This is a genomic window from Marilutibacter maris, from assembly GCF_006546735.2.
Taxonomy (GTDB): Bacteria; Pseudomonadota; Gammaproteobacteria; order Xanthomonadales; family Xanthomonadaceae; genus Marilutibacter; species Marilutibacter maris.
In genome coordinates, this window is record NZ_VICD02000045.1 from 1 (window position 1) to 1,277 (window position 1,277).

The window sequence follows — 1,277 nt, forward strand, 5'->3', positions numbered from 1 at the left end:
CACGCGGCTGCCGGGGCCGTAGCCGCGGCCGTCGCGGGCACGCTCCATCCGGTAGTCGATGAAGGCGATCTTGCCGGCGAGCGAGCCTGCCGGTGCGGCCTCGAGTGCGGCCAGGTCGGCGAAGCGCACGACCTCGGCCTCGACCGTGCCGGCCGGGCTGCCGCCCAGCGCGGTGACCGTCAGCGGCTGCGCGTTGGCGCCGACGATGCGGGCGCTTTCGCTGCGGCGCTCCCACTTCGGGAAGGTCACCGGCTCGGTCCAGACCTTGTCGTAGCCCAATGCCTTGAACTTGGCCACCGCCCAGGCGACCGCGCGTGCGTCGGCCTCGCTGCCGGCCAGGCGCGGGCCGACCTCGGTGGTCAGCGATTCGGTGATCCGGTAGCCGAGGTCGCTGGCCAGCGCCTGTTCGCGCAACCCGGCGACCGAATCCAGCGCCGGCGCCGGAATCGTGCTCTCGGCCTCGCCGGCGTTGGCGGTGCCGATGACGACGGGTGCGGCGACCACGAGGGCGGCGGCCAGGGCGATGGCGAGGGTGGCGGTCCGACCCAGCGGGGATACGCGCATTCGAGGCTCCGGGAACAGGTGAAGAAGGGGTGAAAACGGACGAAGCCGCGAGCTTAGCAACTCGCGGCTTCGCGCCGGGGTGTCGCAAGTCATGCGCGACTTGAGGGTTTTTGGCCGCTGCCTTGAGCGAGGTGAGCGGCTCGCCACGAGGGGCGACGCACTTGCCGGCGTGCGGCAGCCTCATGACGTCTCAATCGCGGCTCGCGCCGCTGCTACCAAAGTCGGAGTGGCGGCGTGTCGTGGCTGTCCCGTCCGCCGGTCGGCAAACCCGTCGATGCGCCGTGCGAGCGGTTGCCGGATGTCCGTAGGAGCGGCGCGAGCCGCGATCGGGGCCGTCGGGAAGGCTTCAATCGCGGCTTACGCCGCTCCTACGAAACCCGGACCGGGTGTCGCATGGTCGTTCCGTCCGTTCCCACCGAATCTTCCGCTACCTCGATGTAAGCCATCGCGGACGATCCCGTAGGAGCGGCGTAAGCCGCGATCCCCAGGCTGCGCCCGGGAACCCCCAAAAGTTTGCTACGCAAACCTTGGGCCCCGCCGTTGCGCTGCCACACCCCCATTCGCATCTGCGATGCGAATCGCCCCCTGACTCAGGGGGAACGATATCCGGCTGCGCCTGGATATCTCCCAAAGTTTGCTGCGCAAACCTTGGGCCCCGCCGTTGCGCTTCCACACCCCCATTCGCATCTGCGATGCGAATCGCCCCCTGACTC

1 pseudogene is annotated in these 1,277 nt (G+C 69.6%); it reads right to left on the reverse strand.

Features of this window, described 5'->3' with window-relative positions:
* Positions 1–564, reverse strand: a pseudogene (locus FKV24_RS03275) (peptidase M28 family protein); the annotation flags it as partial.
* Between the last annotated feature and the right edge of the window lie 713 nt (positions 565–1,277).